This is a genomic window from Halomonas sp. H2 (assembly GCF_050215315.1).
GTDB lineage: Bacteria > Pseudomonadota > Gammaproteobacteria > Pseudomonadales > Halomonadaceae > Vreelandella.
Genome location: NZ_CP189760.1, coordinates 2,173,520 through 2,189,999, shown reverse-complemented (window position 1 = coordinate 2,189,999; position 16,480 = coordinate 2,173,520). Strand labels below are relative to the sequence as shown.

General features: G+C 54.2%; 16 protein-coding genes. 13 read left to right on the top strand and 3 right to left on the bottom strand.

Annotated features, from left to right (window positions below; genetic code table 11):
- The first annotated feature begins 42 nt into the window (after window positions 1-42).
- The 9 genes from accD (at window position 43) to ACQE2I_RS10130 (ending at window position 9,343) form a co-directional block, all read left to right on the top strand.
- Window positions 43-1,062 (top strand): acetyl-CoA carboxylase, carboxyltransferase subunit beta, encoded by a 1,020-nt coding sequence (accD, locus tag ACQE2I_RS10170; protein WP_427027998.1) that lies wholly within the window; start codon window positions 43-45, stop codon window positions 1,060-1,062.
- A complete protein-coding gene (folC, locus tag ACQE2I_RS10165; protein ID WP_427027997.1) occupies window positions 1,055-2,398 on the top strand; it encodes a bifunctional tetrahydrofolate synthase/dihydrofolate synthase in 1,344 nt (447 codons plus the stop codon). Before accD ends, folC begins: the two co-directional genes overlap by 8 nt.
- Entirely contained in the window at window positions 2,385-3,074 is a 690-nt protein-coding gene (locus ACQE2I_RS10160) for an SPOR domain-containing protein (RefSeq protein ID WP_427027996.1), read from the top strand. The genes folC and ACQE2I_RS10160 overlap by 14 nt, the downstream gene beginning before the upstream one ends.
- A 2-nt stretch (window positions 3,075-3,076) precedes the next feature.
- Entirely contained in the window at window positions 3,077-3,652 is a 576-nt protein-coding gene (locus ACQE2I_RS10155) for a CvpA family protein (RefSeq protein ID WP_427027995.1), read from the top strand.
- Window positions 3,653-3,732: 80 nt separating this feature from the next.
- Window positions 3,733-5,253, top strand: a complete 1,521-nt coding sequence (gene purF / locus ACQE2I_RS10150) for an amidophosphoribosyltransferase (RefSeq protein ID WP_427027994.1) — start codon at window positions 3,733-3,735, stop codon at window positions 5,251-5,253.
- A gap of 12 nt (window positions 5,254-5,265) precedes the next feature.
- Window positions 5,266-6,480 carry an O-succinylhomoserine sulfhydrylase gene (locus ACQE2I_RS10145; RefSeq protein WP_427027993.1) on the top strand — a complete coding sequence of 405 codons (1,215 nt, stop codon included), beginning with the start codon at window positions 5,266-5,268 and terminating at the stop codon, window positions 6,478-6,480.
- Between the two features lie 189 nt (window positions 6,481-6,669).
- Window positions 6,670-7,236: a cytochrome b gene (locus tag ACQE2I_RS10140; protein WP_427027992.1), complete on the top strand. Its 567-nt coding sequence runs from the start codon at window positions 6,670-6,672 to the stop codon at window positions 7,234-7,236.
- A 79-nt stretch (window positions 7,237-7,315) separates the two neighbouring features.
- Window positions 7,316-7,900: a YceI family protein gene (locus ACQE2I_RS10135; protein WP_427027991.1), complete on the top strand. Its 585-nt coding sequence runs from the start codon at window positions 7,316-7,318 to the stop codon at window positions 7,898-7,900.
- Window positions 7,901-8,008: 108 nt separating this feature from the next.
- A complete protein-coding gene (locus tag ACQE2I_RS10130; protein WP_427031437.1) occupies window positions 8,009-9,343 on the top strand; it encodes an MATE family efflux transporter in 1,335 nt (444 codons plus the stop codon).
- Here the strand turns inward: ACQE2I_RS10130 and ACQE2I_RS10125 are convergent.
- The 3 genes from ACQE2I_RS10125 to ACQE2I_RS10115 all read right to left on the bottom strand — a co-directional run bounded on the left by ACQE2I_RS10125 (window position 9,340) and on the right by ACQE2I_RS10115 (window position 12,510).
- Complete coding sequence (locus ACQE2I_RS10125; protein ID WP_427027990.1) at window positions 9,340-10,824, bottom strand: NCS2 family permease; 1,485 nt, start codon at window positions 10,822-10,824, stop codon at window positions 9,340-9,342. The two genes, ACQE2I_RS10130 and ACQE2I_RS10125, sit on opposite strands and share 4 nt — an antisense overlap.
- Window positions 10,825-10,980: 156 nt before the next feature.
- The gene (locus ACQE2I_RS10120) at window positions 10,981-12,171 is read right to left on the bottom strand and encodes an aromatic amino acid transaminase (RefSeq protein WP_427027989.1); all 1,191 of its coding nucleotides are present in this window, start codon (window positions 12,169-12,171) and stop codon (window positions 10,981-10,983) included.
- Entirely contained in the window at window positions 12,172-12,510 is a 339-nt protein-coding gene (locus ACQE2I_RS10115; protein ID WP_427027988.1) for a 4a-hydroxytetrahydrobiopterin dehydratase, read from the bottom strand.
- Between the two features lie 231 nt (window positions 12,511-12,741).
- On the opposite strand from ACQE2I_RS10115, the gene cobA reads away from it, so the two are divergent.
- The 4 genes from cobA to dcd all read left to right on the top strand — a co-directional run bounded on the left by cobA (window position 12,742) and on the right by dcd (window position 16,447).
- Window positions 12,742-13,533, top strand: a complete 792-nt coding sequence (cobA, locus tag ACQE2I_RS10110) for a uroporphyrinogen-III C-methyltransferase (RefSeq protein ID WP_427031436.1) — start codon at window positions 12,742-12,744, stop codon at window positions 13,531-13,533.
- 194 nt (window positions 13,534-13,727) lie between these two features.
- On the top strand, window positions 13,728-14,903 hold the full coding sequence (locus tag ACQE2I_RS10105; protein WP_427027987.1) for a kinesin: 1,176 nt from the start codon (window positions 13,728-13,730) through the stop codon (window positions 14,901-14,903).
- A gap of 165 nt (window positions 14,904-15,068) precedes the next feature.
- Complete coding sequence (gene apbC, locus ACQE2I_RS10100; protein ID WP_427027986.1) at window positions 15,069-15,869, top strand: iron-sulfur cluster carrier protein ApbC; 801 nt, start codon at window positions 15,069-15,071, stop codon at window positions 15,867-15,869.
- A gap of 11 nt (window positions 15,870-15,880) precedes the next feature.
- Window positions 15,881-16,447: a dCTP deaminase gene (dcd, locus tag ACQE2I_RS10095; protein ID WP_427027985.1), complete on the top strand. Its 567-nt coding sequence runs from the start codon at window positions 15,881-15,883 to the stop codon at window positions 16,445-16,447.
- Window positions 16,448-16,480: the final 33 nt, after the last annotated feature.

The following is a 16,480-nucleotide window of genomic DNA, read 5'->3' as shown; positions in this document are numbered from 1 at the left end:
TGGTTTTGCCAGGCGTTGACGTATAACGGAAGCCTTTTTGATATGAGCTGGTTAGACAAGATCGTACCCTCCATGGGTCGTATCCAGCGTAAAGACCGTCGCGCTAGCGTGCCCGACGGCCTCTGGCGTAAATGTCCCAAGTGCGAAGCGGTTCTTTACCTCCCCGAGTTAGAGAAACATAACAGCGTATGCCCCAAGTGCGATCATCACCTGCGCTTGACGGCACGTAAACGCTTGGACTGGTTCTTGGATAAAGCAGGGCGTGAAGAGATCGCTGCAGAGATCGAGCCTATTGATCGGTTGAAATTTCGCGACTCTAAAAAGTACAAAGACCGCCTGACCGCAGCGCAAAAAGATACCGGCGAGAAAGACGCACTGGTGGCTATGCGCGGTGAGCTAGACGGTCTGCCGCTGGTGGCTGTTGCCTTTGAGTTCACCTTTATGGGCGGCTCGATGGGGGCAGTGGTCGGTGAGAAGTTTGTGCGTGCCGCTACGCTGGCGTTGGAAGAGAATATCCCGCTGGTCTGTTTTGCTGCCTCGGGTGGGGCGCGCATGCAGGAAGCACTGTTCTCGCTGATGCAGATGGCCAAAACATCCGCCGCGCTTGAAAAGCTCAAGCAAGAAGGCGTGCCGTATATCTCCGTGCTCACGGACCCTGTCTTTGGCGGCGTTTCTGCATCGCTGGCCATGCTGGGTGATTTGAATATTGCTGAACCTAACGCCTTGATTGGTTTTGCCGGCCCACGGGTTATCGAGCAAACGGTGCGTGAGACGCTGCCAGAAGGTTTTCAGCGCAGTGAGTTTCTGCTTGAACACGGCACTGTCGATATGATCGTCCATCGCCATGAAATGCGTGAACGAGTTGGCAGCGTACTGCGCAAGCTCACTCACCATGACGCTTCTCCCGTGAACACGCAGAATATCGACGAGATTGATGCTTCTGAGCCAACCGTTGAGGAGCCCGTGTTAGCCGATGCCGAAGATACTACTTTTCACAAGGTAGATACGGCGAAAGGTGATGCTCCCTCCACCAAGAGTGACGATCATACGCGCAATGCCTGACTCTCTAGGGCCATACTCTCAAGAACCGCACTCTCTACCGCAGTGGCTCCGGCATTTGGAGACGCTGCACCCGGTAGGAATTGATCTTGGCCTGGAGCGGGTCTCGCAGGTGGCAAAGCGCATGGGGCTGTTTTCAAGCCCTATCGCTGCTTGCGTTATCACGGTAGCGGGTACCAATGGCAAGGGCTCGACCCTTGCCATAATCGATAACATTGCCCGCGCCCACGGTCAGCGAGTGGGTACCTATACCTCTCCCCATTTACTGCGCTATAACGAGCGCGTCAAAATCGATGGTCAGGAAGCCGATGATCAGCTGCTTGTACAGGGTTTTGAGCAGGTTGAGCGCGCCCGTTTGCAACAGCCTGAAATCAGCCTGAGCTATTTTGAAGCGGGTACGCTGTGCGGTTTGTGGTGCTTAGCGGGCGCAGGGCTTGATCTTGCGGTACTTGAAGTGGGCTTGGGCGGGCGCCTTGATGCCGTCAATATTATCGATACCGATGTGGCCATCGTGACGACCATCGCTCAGGATCATGCTAACTTTCTAGGCACCGATCTGGCTCAGATTGGACGTGAAAAGGCCGGTATTTTCCGTGCGGGCCGCCCGGCTGTACTGGGTAGCCAAACGCTGCCCGCAAGCGTCGCTGAATGTGCCCAGGCACTGGCGGCGCCGGCGTTTGTTTTGGGTCACCACTTCGAGCATCAAGTGGTTACTAGTGAGCGTGCTGAATGGCGTTGGCAAGGGCACAAAGCAGATGGTGCTCGTATCGTTATCGACGAGCTTCCCGACCCTGGCCTGCCCATCGATAATGTGGCTACTGCCTTACAGGCGCTCGTGCTTACAGGCTTAGCGCTTGATGAGTCTAAGGTCAGAAAGGCGCTTAGCACGGTGCAATTGGCCGGTCGCTTGCAGTGGATTGGGCCTTGGTGTTTGGATGTTGGGCATAACCCCCACGCCGCTGAATATATCGCTAACCACCTGCCGCCACCGCCACAGGGCGGTCAGCAGTGGGGGCTTATCGGCATGTTGAACGATAAAGATGTAGACGGTGTTATAAAGGCACTTGCGGAGCGCATTAGCGATTGGGTATGCGTAACGTTGCCAGATGAGCGAGGGTGCCAGGCGACAGCGCTGGCACAACGTATAATAGCTCAGGGAGGGCGAGTTCACTTTTGCGCCGAAACGCCGCAAGCAGGCGTCGATTGGCTCGCCAAAGTGCTAACGCCCAATGATCGTGTCTTGGCTACCGGGTCGTTCTTTACAGTCGCGGCATTGTTAGCTCGGCCACTGCCAACAGGCGTTGCGTCGCTTGATGGAGACGGAAATGAAATACGGTAAAACGGAACGCATTAGCGGTATTGTGATTTTACTCGCGCTGCTGGCAATTATTGTGCCATGGTTAATGAGTGACCCCGCGCCACGGGAAGATCGGCCGCAGCCGAGCTTTGTGATTGAGCAACCGGTGGAGGTGGAGCGCCGTGACGTGCCCGCGCCCGAGAGGCCTTCATCCATTAACGACCCGTTATCACCTGCATCAAGTGGGGAAAACGAAGACGGTCAAGCCGATATCGACGCTAATCCTCGCTTGCCGCAAACTGATCAAATCGCTGCTGCTAATCGGTCGCCGAGCCGCGAAGAAACAGCGGGTTCCAGCGAGCCCGATGAAGCACCGGAGCCGGTTGATAGCGATCCCATTGCGGATTTAATCGCCAGCAATAGTGGTAGCGGAGAAAACAGCACTAAGAGCTCGTCACCAAGCACTTCGAGCCCATCGTCTACCGCTCAGGGGGAGTGGGCAGTCCAGGTGGGTAGCTTTGGAGAAGCGGCGAATGCTCGGCGATTGAGTGAGCAGCTCTCCGCAGAGGGCTTTAGCGTTTATCAGCGTGAGCGTGATAACCGTATGACTACCGTATTTGTTGGTCCTTACGCGACCTCTGAAGATGGCGAAGCCGCTATGACGTCGATTAAAGAGCGGGCCAATGTGCAAGGACTGCTTGTACGGGTAAGAGATTAACCATGGCGTTAACCTGGATTGATGCGGTTTTCTTGGCCGTGCTGACACTGTCTATGTTAGCCGGGTTCGTCAGAGGATTTGTACGCGAAGCGTTGGGACTGGCCGCCTGGGTCGTCGCCTTAATGGTTGCCCGAGTGCTCGCCGAGCCAGTGGCCGAACTGATGAGCGGGTTTATCGATAGCTTTGATGCTCGTTTAGTACTCGCTTTTATATTGGTGATTTTTGCGGTTATTTTGCTTTGCGGCATAGTGATTCGCTTGGTGCATGCCGCGATAGAATGGGTGGGCATGGGCCTTTTGAACCGCGTGGCGGGGGCCGCTTTTGGCGTTGCCCGCGGGGCGGTTATTTTGCTTATCGCTACGGTGCTGATTACCCTTACGCCGCTGGCGGAGCTGCAGGCGTGGCAGCAAGCCGAGCTGCGCCCGACCTTTATTCAACTGCGCGATTGGGCGGTGAGCCAGTTAGATCAGTGGGATCGAGAGTTGCCTGAGGCGCCAGCGTCGCTGCGCGATATTTCTCTACCCGAACTGCGCCTGCCCGGTGCGGCGGAGCGCGATGTTATCCCGACAGGTGATTGACCTGTTACTGAAATCGATTCTACGAACGTTCGGGCTTGCTTAGGTATAGGCGAGCCATGGCATTAAGCGAGGTAACGTGAATGTGCGGTATAGTGGGCCTTCTGGGCAAGCAGGCGGTAAATCAGGGAATCTACGATGCCCTGACCGTACTTCAGCATCGTGGCCAGGACGCTGCCGGCATGATGACGTGGAACGAGGGACGCTTCCTACTGCGCAAGAGTAATGGCTTGGTACGTGACGTATTTCATACCCGTCATATGGCGCGCTTAAAAGGTAATCTAGGCATTGGTCACGTGCGTTACCCGACGGCAGGCTCTTCGAGCGAAGCCGAGTCGCAACCGTTCTATGTTAACTCCCCTTACGGTATTGCGCTGGCGCATAACGGCAACCTGACCAACTCAGAGCAGTTGAAGCAAGAGCTGTTCTCCACCGATTTACGCCACATCAATACCAGCTCCGATTCTGAAGTGTTGCTCAACGTGTTTGCCCATGAGCTAGGCAAGCAGGGCTTACACCTGGAAGCGGAAGATATTTTTGACGCCGTGCGCCGCGTACATCGTCGTTGCAAGGGTGGTTATGCGGCCGTGGCGATTATTAATGGCTTCGGTATGGTGGCATTCCGCGACCCCTTCGGTATTCGTCCGGTAGTATTTGGCACCCGCGAAGAAGAAAACGGTCAGGCGGTCATGATTGCTTCTGAGTCCGTTGCCCTGGATGTGGGTGGCTTTGAGCTTGAGCGCGATTTATCGCCCGGTGAAGCCATCTTTGTCGATATCGAGGGTAATATTCACACCCAGGTTTGCGCGGATCGCCCGCAACTGCGTTCGTGCATCTTCGAGCATGTCTATCTTGCCCGCCCTGACTCACTGTTAGACGGTGCCTACGTATATGGCACCCGCATGCAGATGGGCCGCAAGCTGGGTGACCGCATCTTAAATGAGTGGCCGGATCACGATATTGATGTAGTGATTCCGATTCCGGATACCTCGCGCACCTCTGCGCTGGAAATGGCTCAGCACCTTGGGGTGACTTATCGCGAAGGATTTATGAAGAACCGCTACATCGGGCGGACCTTCATTATGCCGGGGCAAACTCAGCGTAAAAAGTCGGTGCGCCAAAAACTCAATGCCATTGATGTCGAGTTTAAAGGCAAAAACGTCCTGCTCGTGGACGACTCGATTGTGCGTGGCACCACCTGTAAGCAGATTATTCAGATGGCCCGTGATGCAGGGGCGGGTAAGGTCTATTTTGCCTCAGCAGCGCCGCCGGTGCGGTTCCCTAACGTGTATGGCATCGACATGCCGGCAGCGTCGGAGCTGATCGCCCATGGTCGTAGTGAAGAAGAAGTCGGTGATTTGATTGGCGCTGATCGTATTTTCTATCAAACATTGGAAGACCTAAAAGCGGCTTGCCGCGAATTTAATCCTGATATGGAAGAGTTTGATTGCTCGGTATTTGATGGCAAGTACGTGACAGGCGATATCGACGACGCCTACCTCGCCGAGTTGGAAGCCAGCCGCAACGACTCTGCCAAAGATCAGAGTGCCGGTGATCATGCCCTGGTCGGTATGCATAATCAGGACGACGACCTGGACGATTAGGAGGTAAATTTTATGCAGGATTGCAATCACCAGGAAGACAATCATCAGGATGAGTGGTCACTAGAGACGCTGGCGATCCGTGCGGGACACCAGCGCACTTTTGAGCAGGAGCACGCGGAGCCCATTTTTCCGACGTCGAGCTTCGTTTACGAAAGCGCTGCCGAAGCGGCGCGCAAGTTCGGTGGGCAGGAGCCGGGCAACGTTTACTCGCGCTTTACCAACCCAACGGTGCATACCTTTGAGCGTCGCTTGGCGGCCCTTGAAGGCGGCGAGCGCTGCGTGGCTACCAGCTCGGGCATGTCGGCAATTCTCTCCACCGCGCTGGCGCTGCTTTCAGCAGGTGACGAGATTGTCGCCTCTCGGTCGCTGTTTGGCTCAACGGTGAGCCTGTTTGACAAATATTTGGGTAAGTTGGGTATCACCACGCGTTATGTGGAGCTTTCCAATATTTCTGCCTGGGAAGCGGCGATTACCCCTAATACGCGGCTACTGTTTGCTGAAACGCCGTCTAATCCGCTGTCAGAAATTGCCGATATCTCGGCGCTAGCGGCGTTGGCAAAGCGCCACGGTGCGCTGCTGGCGATTGATAACTGCTTTCTGACCCCGGCCCTTCAGCAACCGCTGGCGTTAGGCGCTGATTTGGTTATTCACTCGGCGACCAAATACCTGGACGGTCAAGGCCGTGCCATCGGTGGCGCCGTGGTAGGTAGTCATGCGCTGCTTGAAGAGGTATTCGGCGTGGTGCGCACTTGTGGGCCCTGTCTGAGCCCCTTCAACGCGTGGATTTTTACCAAAGGCCTGGAAACCCTGTCGCTGCGGATGAATGCCCACTGTGAAAACGCCTTGACCCTGGCGCGCTGGCTCGACGCGCACCCAGCAGTTACCCAAGTATTTTACAGTGGCTTGCAAGATCATCCCCAGCACGATTTGGCCAAGCAGCAGCAAAAGGGCTTTGGTGCGGTATTGGGCTTTGAAGTGAAGGGCGGCCAAGAGGGCGCTTGGCAGGTGATCGATGCGACCCGTATGCTCTCTATCACGAGTAACCTAGGCGATGTTAAAACCACCATTACCCATCCTGCAACGACGACTCATGGGCGCCTTTCGGATACCCAAAAAGCTGCCGCTGGAATCGCTCCAGGGTTAATCCGGGTAGCCGTAGGCCTTGAGAGCCAGGAAGATATTCAGCGTGACTTAGCGCGCGGCTTGGATGCGTTGGCGGCGCATTAACGCCTAGTTTGATTTCCAACCGGCCCAGCAGTTGGCCGGTTTTTTTATGGTGATTGTGCAAGGCATTCGCCAACCAGTGGTTTTTACGAATGGTGTATTCTGCTTTTTTCAGCGGTTTTCGGTGCCATTAAGCGATATGCTTCCTATTATCAAATCGCTAACGGATAGCGCCAAAAAGGGAAAACAGCAATGTGGCAGAATAGTCGCAGCGGGTGGGGATTAATCAGCATCCTGTTCCATTGGTTAAGCGCACTGGCGATTATTGGTCTGTTTGCATTAGGTTGGTGGATGACAGGGCTTGGGTATTATGACCCTTGGTATAATCAAGGGCCTTGGGTACACCGCTCAATCGGGATGTTATTGCTAGCAGCCACGGTGGCGCGCCTTGTATGGCGCTTTGCGCAACCAACGCCAAAAGCAGAGGGGCGCCGTGTAGAAACTATGGCCGCCCATTTAGGTCATATTTTCCTTTACGTGCTTATATTAGTAGTCATGATTAGTGGCTATTTGATTTCTACCGCCAATGGTCGTGGAGTAAGCGTATTCGGTTGGTTCGAGGTGCCTGCCTTGCTTTACGACTTACCCAACCAAGCGAGTCTTGCGGGCGAGATTCATTGGTACAGCGCTTTGGCGCTGATGATTTTAGCCGGCGGTCATGCGCTCGCAGCGCTCAAGCATCACTGGCTAGACAAGCACTCAACGCTGTCACGCATGCTGAATCCAACTTACAGCCTGCGCAATGAACCAAAGCATTAAAATAGATACCTTTTGACCGCTGTGAGGGTGATATCCGCTTGTCACAGTGTTTATTCAGTAACCCAAGGAGTTGTTTACTATGTTAAAGAAGACTGCATTTGCCTCTGCGATTGCCGCTGCAGCCCTAGTCCCCTTAAGCCAGGCGCAAGCAGCTGATTACCAAATTGATACCGAAGGCCAGCACGCCTTTATTCAATTCAAAATTAACCACCTGGGTTTTTCGCATATTTTAGGTAGCTTTGAAGAGTTTGATGGTCAGTTCTCATACGACCCTGAAGACCTTGACGCCTCGTCGGCGGAGATCGAAGTGCAGGTTGATAGCCTGAACAGCAACCATGCTGAGCGTGATCGTCATATCTTGAGCGAAGACTTCCTCAATGCTAGCGAACACCCTACCGCTACCTTCACTTCGACTGGCTTTGAGTCTAACGGCGACGACGAAGGTGTACTCTCCGGCGATCTAACCCTGAACGGCGAAACCCAAGAAATTGAAATGCCGGTTAAGCTAATGGGTGAAGGCGACGACCCGTGGGGCAACTACCGCGCTGGCTTGGAGGGCAGCACTACATTGACGCTGAGCGATTATGGCATCGACCTGAGTGACTTCCCTGAAGCTATGCATGAGCTGGAGCTATACGTGACGTTCGAAGGCATTCGTCAGTAATAACCTACCGCAGTCCTTGCGCCACCGCCCTTTAAAGGGCGGTGGCGCTTTACGTTAAATCGCACATCAAACATCATTCAACTAAGGAGAGAGTGCTTGGCAGCCGTCATGCATCAAAAAGAGTTGGCGATAACCCTATGGCGCCAAACATGGCCAATGGCCATTGGGGTGTTGGCGCTATTGGGTTTTCAACTTGTTGATAGCGCCTTTGTTGCCCGTTTGGGTACTGCTCCGCTCGCCGCACAGTCGTTCACCTTTCCGCTGTCATTTCTGATTATCGGTATCCAGGTGGGCATGGGGATTGCGATTGCCGCACTTATTTCGCGGGCACTGGGCGCGGGTGAAGAGGCGCGCGCCAAGCGGTTAAGCAGTTTGGTGTTAATGGCAGGTGGTGGAGTGATTGGGCTATTGGCCATCGCTTTATGGCTCTTTCATGTGGCTATTTTCCAACTGCTGGGCGCTGATGAAACGACCCTTGGCTACATCCGAATTTACTGGGGCCCACAGCTGTTATCGGCTTGGCTGGGGGCACTGCTGTATTTTAGCTACAGTGTTTTTCGCGCCCATGGAGATACTCGCCTACCGGGCAAAATGATGGTGCTCAGTAGCCTTGTTAACCTTGTGCTTGATCCACTGCTGATTTTTGGTGTCGGCGATTGGCAAGGTTGGGGTTTACCTGGTGCTGCCTGGGCGACGGCGATTGCATTTTCAGTGGGGCTGCTGGTGACCACGCGTAAATTACTCAAACGCCAGTGGGCTGCTCAGCACGGCCTGTGGTTAGAGGCCAAACAGTCGTGGCGGCCGTTTACCGGTATTGCCGCACCCGCAATGGTCAGCCAACTGATGCCGCCGTTGGCAGCCATGTTGGCCATTTCTGTTGTGGCGGGCCTGGGCGAAAGTGAGGTAGCGGCCTGGGGCTTAGCGAGCCGCTTGGAAACACTCTCGCTGATGGTGATACTGGCCATGACCATGTCGCTGCCGCCATGGCTAGGGCGCTGCTACGGCGCCGGTGATTGGGGGCAGATACAACAGCTGATGCGTTTGGCGGTTAAGGTCGCGCTAGTTTGGCAGCTAGGCCTGGGCGTGATACTGGCGTTAGGGGCTCCCTGGCTGGCCATGGCGCTAGCGGGCAGCCCGGATGTGCAAAGCGAACTGACGCTGTTGGTTCGCTTTCTGCTACCCAGCTACGCCGCGTTGGGCGTGTGTATGCTGGTGGTGTCAGCGGGCAACGCATTAGGTTGGCCGTTACGTGCCATGCTGCTATCCAGCGCGCGATTGTTTGTTTGCTATTTGCCCTGTTTATGGCTGGGCTCGCAATTTTTCGGTTGGTGGGGCTTAGCTGCGGGCGCCGCCGTGGGGAATCTGCTGGCGGGTTTAATGGCATGGCAAGTGATGAGACGTATTTTATCCCGCCCGCACCGGCAGGCGGGATTCGTCAATTAACGCTTGCGTGCCGCTTCCTGAAACGAAAAGTACATAAACAGCAGCGCCATACCCAGGTAGCCCATCACAAATTCAGGGGCGGCATTTAAGGCCAGCTCTGGGGCGTGCATCAGTCCAACGAACGAAAAGCCAGCGGCAATGGCAGCGAAGGCCGCTGCCCTTCGGAATTGGTGGTCAATCACTGACACCGTCATGGCACCGAGCAGAATAGCCATAAACATGGCGCCTTGGCCCATCACTACAATGGCGCTGGATATATCGGTGACGACCTCGCCAGCCCCGCGGTTAAAGCGTGTCATTACATAGTTGGCGAAGTAGGGCAGCATGGCCAGCGCCACGGCAGGGTAGTAGCGCGTGTCGTTGGCCTGGAAAGCGGTGGCAATCATCGACATACCGACAAACACCAAAATGGGCGCGACGACTGAAACAGGAATAATCGCGGCTAAAGCGGCGATTAAACCGAACATCGTGGCCAGCGCATACACCGCGCCATTGAGCAGGCTATAGCCGCGGCCAGCGCCCATCCACTTGGCCCCCACGGTGGCAATATAGACCGTGGTAGGAAAGACGCCGCCAAACAGTGCGCCAATCATAGTGCCCGCGCCATCCACCGCCTGGCACTCGCGAACATCGTACTTATCGCCCGCAGCCTCCATCGCCTCTACGTTGTTCATCGTCTCAATGGCGTTATAGAGCGTAATTGGCAGCACCACGGTGAGTACCGCCAGCATGCTGGTTAGCAGCAATCCCAGCCCTTCAAACCAGGCTAGGTTGGGCAGCAGCGGATAAAAACCTAAGTGAGTGAACGCATCGCTAAAGCGCTCGGTACCGGCGTCGCCAATCAAATAGGCCATGGCGGTACCGACGATAATGGCGAATAGCGAGGTGGGCAGTTTAAACGGCATGCTCACTCTTGCGACTAGGCCAACAATAATGATCGCTAACACCAGCAGACCAATAATCGGCATTTCCAGTGTCTTGAACAGCATTTCCCCAGCAATGAACGTTAGCGCGACACCGGCAACGGCACCCAGCATAGCGGCTCTTGGCAGGTGATGCTGTACCCAGCGGCCAATCACACTGATGGTGGCTTCAATGGCGCCGCTAATAAAGCAGGCCGCAACGGCCACTTTCCAGGCCATTTCCGCATCGCCGGTGAGTTGTTTGGCGGGTAGTAATACGCCGAATAGAAATACGAACATCACCGGTGTTGAGATGCCATAAGAGAGGGCCGTGACATCGGCGCGGTTCTCTTTGCGTGCCAGCCTTGCCGCGGCCCACGCATAGTAGAAATTGCCCACCATTACCGCTACCGCAGCGCCCGGCAGCACTTGACCGTAGACAATAGAGGAGGGAAACCCCATGCCCAGCATCGTGATCGCAATAATCACAAAGTTGGCGATGTTGTTTTGAAATAGCGCAAAGAAGGCGTCGGTATCTTCTTTTTTGTACCACGGGTAGTAAGTGCTGGCAGCCGCCATGATAGGCCTCTTAGTTATGGTGTGTTGTATACAAGGCAACGCTGAGTGTGCCGAATTATTGACTAATCGGTCAAGCGAGGCAGCACACAAAAACGCCCAGGGAGACCTGGGCGTTAATGAGTGCGTTAGTGCTTGGTGCCAAGTGCTTGGATCAAGCTAGTCGTTTACAGCGGCAATCGCTTTAGCCAAGTAGGGGAGGTTCTCGTGGGAGAAGCCCGCTACGTTAGCGCGACCTGAGCGCACCATGTAGATACCAAACTCGTCACGTAGGCGATCCACCTGTTCTGGCGTTAGGCCGGTATAAGAGAACATACCGCGCTGTTCCGCGACGCAGGCGTACTTCTGATCCAGCCCGTAGGGCTTTAGGGCTTCGACAAAGTCGCGGCGCAAAGTGTTAATGCGGTCGCGCATTTCGGTCAGCTCTTCGCGCCATAGCGCGGTTAACTCAGCGTCGTGGAGGATCTCGCTGACGATTGAACCACCGTGGGCGGGTGGGTTCGAGTAGTTTTCCCGGGCAACGATAGCGACCTGAGAGCGGATGTTATCCATCTGCTCGCTGTCTTTTGCCACCATGATCAAACAGCCAGTACGCTCGCAGTAAATACCGAAGTTTTTCGAGCAGGAGCTGGTGATGATCGCCTCATCAAGATTTTCTGCCAGCAGGCGTACGCCATAGGCGTCTTCGTCCAAGCCTTCACCGAAGCCTTGGTAAGCAAAATCGATTAGCGGCAGTAGCTTGCGCTCGCGAACAATTTCTAGCACTTCCTGCCACTGGTCGTGAGAAAGGTCAAACCCCGTCGGGTTGTGGCAGCAGGCGTGCAGTACCACCACATCACCCTCGGGAATATTTTTAAGCGCGGCCCGCATGCCGTCAAAATCGAGGCGGTTGTCGGGGTCAACGTAAGGGTATTTGTGCAATTCAATCCCAGCAGCGGTAAAAATACCGTGATGGTTTGGCCACGTTGGGTCACTTACCCAAATACCTTTACCCGGCAGCTGCGAGGCAATGAAGTCGGCTGCTAAACGCAGTGCACCGGTACCGCCCGGCGACTGAGTCGCACTGGCGCGATTGGCTTTTAGCACCGGTGACTCAGAGCCAAACACCATGGGAAGGATAACTTCACCATAGCTAGGGGCGCCGTGAGAGCCGATATAGGTTTTCGTCGTTTCATTCTTGAGCAGGCGAGCTTCTGCTTCCTTAACGGCGCGCATTACCGGCGTATTACCTTGAGTATCGCGGTAAACACCAACGCCTAGATCCACTTTTTGTGGATTGGTATCTTTTTTGAAAGCTTCGATCAGCCCGAGAATGGCGTCTCCTGGGACTCGCTCAATATGCTCAAACATTTAGTCGGCTACCTCGTCGGTTCTGGCGGCAAGAATGAAGTCATTCAGATGCAGGCCTTTAATGGCATGAGACCACCACAAAACGGTGGTTTTCCCCCATTCAGTAGTAATAACGGGATGATGACCAGCCTGCTCTGCAATATCGCCAACGCGCTGGGTGAATGCTAAAGCGCTGGCAAAGTCACGAAAGATAAAACACCGCGACAGCTTCATGATGCCATCGTGCTCGACAATCTGCCACTGGATGAGGCTTTTTAGCCGCTCTTGGGCTTCACTGTGGCTTAACGGATGGCTACTTTTACTGCAAGGTTCGCAGGTGGATTTGGCGAGCGTCGACATTGGTAAGCTCCTGCATTGAAGGGTGCTTCTCTAGCGTAGAAGGCATACGCAGTTGCGACCAACGTCTTTAGCGCGGTGTGTTTGGTACCGCACACAGAATTGTAAGCTTTAGACGCGGCGTTATTGGTATTTAGTGATAAAATTAATTACTTTTTTGCATATTAAATTTTTTTTTATTCCTGAGGTGGTTTCTTGGAAGCAGGACGAGAGCAAAATACTCAGCCAACAGGCATGGTCAGCTTGGTAGGCGCAGGGCCCGGCGACCCAGAATTATTGACGCTAAAAGCCTACAAGCGCCTGCAGTCCGCTGAAGTAGTGCTTTATGATCGTTTAGTTAGCGATGAGGTTGTTGCGCTTATATCGCACCAGGCGCAGCGTTTTTATGTCGGCAAAGCGCGCGCTCTGCACAGCGTTCCCCAGGATGGTATCAATCAAGCGCTAGTTAAGTGGGCCAAGCAAGGCAAGCGTGTAGTGCGGCTTAAAGGCGGCGATCCATTTATTTTTGGCCGCGGGGGAGAAGAGCTTGAAGCCTTGGTGGCCGCCCAGGTGAGTGTAGAGGTTATTCCGGGGGTGACCGCTGCCTCAGGCTGTGCCGCCTATGCGGGCATTCCACTGACCCACCGTGACCATGCGCAGTCGGTGCGTTTTGTCACCGGTCATCTGCAGCATGGTGAGTGTGAGTTGGATTGGGATGCGCTCGCGCGACCGGGGCAAACGTTGGTGTTTTATATGGGGTTAGGCAGTGTCAATGTTATTAGTCAGGCGCTTATTGAGCACGGTTTGGCGCCTGAAACGCCACTCGCCTTGATTGAGCAAGGCACTACGCGCCAACAACAGACCCATATTGGATCACTATCAGCACTGCCGACGGCGTTTTTGGCAGGCCACATTAAACCACCTACGCTATTGATAGTTGGTAGCGTGGTGTCGCTACATTCGACTCTTAATTGGTTTGATGCGTTTAACGGTCAGGCATCAGGTTTTCATGAAGGCAAGCACCCACCTACGGCCAATCATGATTAGCTGTTGTGTTTGAGCGGTAACTCTACAGCAACATTTATACACGATTTTGCAAACAGACTGGCCAGATACAGTGAGCTGTGTATGCTGAAAGGGAGATTATCCACGGCTAGCGCATTACAAACGCAGTTGATTATCGCGCAGCGGATTATCGTTAGCACGGGCAAACGTTAGCTTAGACCATAGAGGAACGCACAATGTCAGAAACAAACTCTACTGATAACCAGCCGCCAACCAACAAGCCAGAGCCAGACAATAATCCGGGCCCAGCCAAAAAATCAGACATGAAGACCCTCTTTCAAGATAACCGTGTAAAAGCGATTGCCGGTATTGCGGCCATCGCGGTTATTTGGGCAATTATGGCGCAATCTAATTCGGGTACTCACCAGGAGCGCGTCGGCAATTTAGAACAGCAACTGGCGAGTGCTGAGCAAGAAAATGACCAGCTAAGTCAGCGTATTGCTGAAATTGACGAGGCCGAAACCAATTTGGCCGCGCTGCAAGCAGAAATGGCTTCCTTAGAGGAGCAGCAGAGTGAAGCGAGCTCATCATTGGAAAGTGCCCAAGGCGAAGTCAGCAGTGTTCAGACGCGCTTAGAAGAGCTTGAATCTGAGCGCACCGCGCTGGAAGAAGAGATTGCTTCTCTAAACGAGCAAGTGGAGAGCACCGAAAGCAACATGACGGCGCTGCGCGAAGAGCGTGACGAGATAACGACGACGCGGGATGAGGCTGAAAGTACTCTCCAGGAAGTGGAAGAAGCGCGTCAGAGCGCCGAAGAGGCTCGTCAGGAAGCTGAAGCCGCCCGCCAGGGCGCTGAGCAGCAGCGGCAGGAAGCGGTTGAAGAGCTGAATGCTGCTGAAGAGGAAGTCTCTGGGTTAAAAGATCAAATTAGCCAAGCCAACGAACAGCTTAGTGGCCTAGAAGAACAAATGTCGACGGTTCAAAGCGAGCTCGAGGAACTGAAGAGTGAGCGCGACTCATTAACCAGCGAGCGTGATGAGCTGCAAAATGAAGTCGACTCACTGGCGGAGCAGCGCGACGAGGAAGAGCAAAGCTTGAGTCAAGTGCGCAGTGAATTAGACGATGTAACGGTCGCACTGGAAATGGGACGCGAAGAAGTAGCCAGCGTTGAGAGTGATATCGAAGACCGTGAAAGTCAGCTTGAGCGCCTTGAGAGCCAACTTGTCGAATGGCGCGATGAGCTATCAACATTAGACAGCCGCCTGGTGGATGCGGAAGAGTCTGCTGGTGACGCTACTGTACCGGCACAGGGCGGCTCATCTGAAGAAAACGCCTCAGACGAGGGATCTTCTGACGAAAGTACCAACGACAGCGACGCTGGTAGTGAAGAATCACAGCAAAACGCTGGTTAAACGCTGTTAAGCGGGAACGCTTCTAGGTTAAGCAATCATGTGAAGCGGTGAGAGCGGATGTCGGGCAACTGGCATCCGCTTTCTTGTTGTTGGTTTATGAATGTCCCCCCGAGGAGTATCATTCACGCAACGTTAAATACGAGCCTAAATGAGGAGTGCCATTAAATGGATGGGGTTAAGCATATTATTGCAGTGGCATCGGGTAAGGGCGGCGTGGGTAAATCCACCGTCACCGTCAACTTGGCGTTAGCATTAGCGGCACAGGGGTATCGCGTAGGTGTGCTTGATGCGGACATCTATGGGCCTAGCCAGGCGCAAATGCTCGGCGTTAAAGAGGGCGTGCGCCCTCAGGCTGCTGGCAACGATAAGTTTCTGCCACTGGAGGCTCATGGCATCCAGGCGATGTCGATGGCATTCATGGTCAATACCCGTGAGCCGATGGTGTGGCGCGGGCCGATGGTCGTAGGCGCATTCCAGCAGATGCTGACGCAAACCCAGTGGGATAATCTCGATTTTCTGCTAATCGATATGCCACCAGGAACCGGTGATATCCAGCTTACGCTGGCGCAAAAAGTACCGGTGGCCGGCGCGGTGATTGTCACCACACCGCAAGATATTGCGCTGTTAGATGCCCGTAAAGGCATCGAAATGTTCCGCAAGGTTAACGTTCCGGTGCTGGGCGTGGTGGAGAATATGAGCCTCTACCACTGCGAAAATTGCGGCCATGAAGCGGCTATTTTCGGTACCGGTGGCGGGGATAGCATTGCCCAAGAGTACGCTACTCAGGTGCTGGGTCGACTACCGCTAACGCTCTCTATCCGTGAGCTAACCGACTCCGGGCGTCCTAGCGTGATTTCTGAGCCGGAAGGTGCGGTAAGCCAAACTTTTGCTGCGATCGCCCAAAAGGTAGCCGAGGCCGTAAGTGCCAATCCAGGCGATGCCCCCACTATTTCCTTTAGCGAGTGATGATGTAACACATGAGTATCAAATCTGATAATTGGATTCGTCGCATGGCCAAGAGCGACGCGATGATTGAACCGTTTGAAGCCGAGCAGGTGCGATATGTCAACGATCAGCGCGTTATCTCCTACGGTACCTCAAGCTATGGTTATGACGTGCGTTGTGCCGATGAATTTAAAGTGTTTACCAATATCCACTCAGCGATCGTTGATCCCAAGGCGTTTGATGCGAATAGCTTTGTCGATATTAAGGGCGACGTGTGTATTATTCCACCCAACTCATTTGCGTTGGCGCGCACGGTGGAGTACTTCCGTATTCCGCGCAATGTGCTGACCATTTGCTTGGGGAAATCTACCTACGCGCGCTGTGGCATTATTGTTAACGTCACGCCGCTAGAGCCTGAGTGGGAAGGCCACGTGACGCTGGAATTCTCTAACACGACCAATCTGCCGGCGAAAATTTATGCCCATGAGGGCGTCGCGCAGATGCTGTTCTTAGAGTCCGATGAAGTGTGCGAGACGTCGTATAAAGACCGCGGCGGCAAGTATATGGGCCAGCGCGGCGTTACTCTGCCGCGCACTTAAGCATACGGTGCTTCAAAACTGCGCTCTATAAAA

Coding starts and splice junctions, on each gene's coding strand:
- accD (WP_427027998.1), top strand. CDS start 43: ATGAGCTGGTTAGACAAGATCGTACCCTCCATGGGTCGTATCCAGCGT.
- folC (WP_427027997.1), top strand. CDS start 1,055: ATGCCTGACTCTCTAGGGCCATACTCTCAAGAACCGCACTCTCTACCG.
- ACQE2I_RS10160 (WP_427027996.1), top strand. CDS start 2,385: ATGAAATACGGTAAAACGGAACGCATTAGCGGTATTGTGATTTTACTC.
- ACQE2I_RS10155 (WP_427027995.1), top strand. CDS start 3,077: ATGGCGTTAACCTGGATTGATGCGGTTTTCTTGGCCGTGCTGACACTG.
- purF (WP_427027994.1), top strand. CDS start 3,733: ATGTGCGGTATAGTGGGCCTTCTGGGCAAGCAGGCGGTAAATCAGGGA.
- ACQE2I_RS10145 (WP_427027993.1), top strand. CDS start 5,266: ATGCAGGATTGCAATCACCAGGAAGACAATCATCAGGATGAGTGGTCA.
- ACQE2I_RS10140 (WP_427027992.1), top strand. CDS start 6,670: ATGTGGCAGAATAGTCGCAGCGGGTGGGGATTAATCAGCATCCTGTTC.
- ACQE2I_RS10135 (WP_427027991.1), top strand. CDS start 7,316: ATGTTAAAGAAGACTGCATTTGCCTCTGCGATTGCCGCTGCAGCCCTA.
- ACQE2I_RS10130 (WP_427031437.1), top strand. CDS start 8,009: ATGCATCAAAAAGAGTTGGCGATAACCCTATGGCGCCAAACATGGCCA.
- ACQE2I_RS10125 (WP_427027990.1), bottom strand. CDS start 10,824: ATGGCGGCTGCCAGCACTTACTACCCGTGGTACAAAAAAGAAGATACC.
- ACQE2I_RS10120 (WP_427027989.1), bottom strand. CDS start 12,171: ATGTTTGAGCATATTGAGCGAGTCCCAGGAGACGCCATTCTCGGGCTG.
- ACQE2I_RS10115 (WP_427027988.1), bottom strand. CDS start 12,510: ATGTCGACGCTCGCCAAATCCACCTGCGAACCTTGCAGTAAAAGTAGC.
- cobA (WP_427031436.1), top strand. CDS start 12,742: ATGGTCAGCTTGGTAGGCGCAGGGCCCGGCGACCCAGAATTATTGACG.
- ACQE2I_RS10105 (WP_427027987.1), top strand. CDS start 13,728: ATGTCAGAAACAAACTCTACTGATAACCAGCCGCCAACCAACAAGCCA.
- apbC (WP_427027986.1), top strand. CDS start 15,069: ATGGATGGGGTTAAGCATATTATTGCAGTGGCATCGGGTAAGGGCGGC.
- dcd (WP_427027985.1), top strand. CDS start 15,881: ATGAGTATCAAATCTGATAATTGGATTCGTCGCATGGCCAAGAGCGAC.